This is a genomic window from Streptomyces sp. NPDC001880 (assembly GCF_053594575.1).
Genome location: NZ_JBSFET010000293.1, coordinates 1 through 1210, shown reverse-complemented (window position 1 = coordinate 1210; position 1210 = coordinate 1). Strand labels below are relative to the sequence as shown.

2 protein-coding genes and 1 pseudogene are annotated in these 1210 nt (G+C 68.4%); 2 read left to right on the top strand and 1 reads right to left on the bottom strand.

The features are described 5' to 3' along the window. Positions 1-96 (top strand): annotated as a pseudogene (locus ACWCQ6_RS37385) (proteasome activator); the annotation flags it as partial. Between the two features lie 146 nt (positions 97-242). Beyond that, positions 243-479 carry a hypothetical protein gene (locus ACWCQ6_RS37380; RefSeq protein ID WP_451096979.1) on the top strand — a complete coding sequence of 79 codons (237 nt, stop codon included), beginning with the start codon at positions 243-245 and terminating at the stop codon, positions 477-479. 135 nt (positions 480-614) lie between these two features. Here the strand turns inward: ACWCQ6_RS37380 and ACWCQ6_RS37375 are convergent, their stop codons facing one another. Further along, entirely contained in the window at positions 615-890 is a 276-nt protein-coding gene (locus ACWCQ6_RS37375; protein ID WP_451096977.1) for a hypothetical protein, read from the bottom strand. Positions 891-1210: the final 320 nt, after the last annotated feature.

The window sequence follows — 1210 nt, the reverse complement described above, 5'->3', positions numbered from 1 at the left end:
GCTCCTCTCGACGAGGCGAGCCGGGTCAGGCTCAAGGAGATCCACGCCGGCTCCGTGAAGGAGCTGGAGGACGGCCTCGCGCCGGAGCTGGTGGACTCGGGATCCAGCCGGCCACCTGTCCTTGCCGGCATCGTGCGGGACGAGGCCGCGTACCGCAGAGGAAAGCGTGTGTACGAGTGACACGGCGCCGAGGACACCGCTGCCGGGCATAGTGTCGCCCGTGGCGTGGAAGCGATCTACGCATGACCGAAAGTGACAGTCCTCATATCTCGATGCCCAGGATCACCGTGCTGGGAGTGCAGCCCGGTGATCCGCCCTTCCGTCTGGTGGAGATCGACGGGGAGGTTGTCAGCGCCGCAACATCGATGATGGATGTGCTCAACGCCGCATCGGCCGCAGGAATCAAGGTGCACGACCTTGACGACCCCGACGTGGTGCGCTGGGTGGGCGGTGGCAAATACATCTGGAGGCCGCACTGACAGTTCTTCCGTGGCCGACCGTGCGCCACACGGCCGAGTGGCCCGGACACCGTCGCACCGGGCCACTGGTCAGCCCCGGTACGGCTCCCAGCTGTCCGACCAGGCACCGTCGGGGTAGCTGTAGCGCAGGCGTTTTTACCGCCGGCCGTCGGTACCGGTGATGACGATGGAGAAGGTGTCGTGGGGGAGCGGTTCCACGGTGACCCCGCTCGTCGCCACTGCGCCCATGGACGACCATGTGGTCCAGCTTCCGGCGGTGTCGTTCCAGCGCGTCCACGCGGCCCGGTCGGTGCCGATCGCGAGTTCCTGCCGGGTGACGTTGTCGAACGTGCAGAAGCTGACGCCGTACTCGCAGATGACGCAGGCGCCGCCCACCTCGCACACGCTCGCGTGGGCCGGCGTGGCCGCCACGGCGATTCCCGCCGCGGCAGTGGCCGCGACGGCGGCGGCCTCGAGCTTCCGCAGGTTGATGACCGACTCCCTCGGCGTTGTGTCGACGGCCGACCGCCGGCCGGCGCGAACACACCGATGTACGGACACATCGACGTACGAATGCACCGGCACACGAACACACCGGTACACGAACACATCGACAGGCGAGCCCGCGCGCCGTCACGAGCCGGAGCCGAAGGCCCGACCGGTCCCGAAGTCTCACGCCCCGCACTGACGTTCCACGCACGTTTCGCTGACGTTTCGCTGACGTCGCGTGTGCGGGCCCGCCGCACCGGGGC

What these genes read in the sequence shown, in the direction of transcription:
- ACWCQ6_RS37380 (WP_451096979.1), top strand. Translation starts at nt 243, where the DNA reads ATGACCGAAAGTGACAGTCCTCATATCTCGATGCCCAGGATCACCGTG.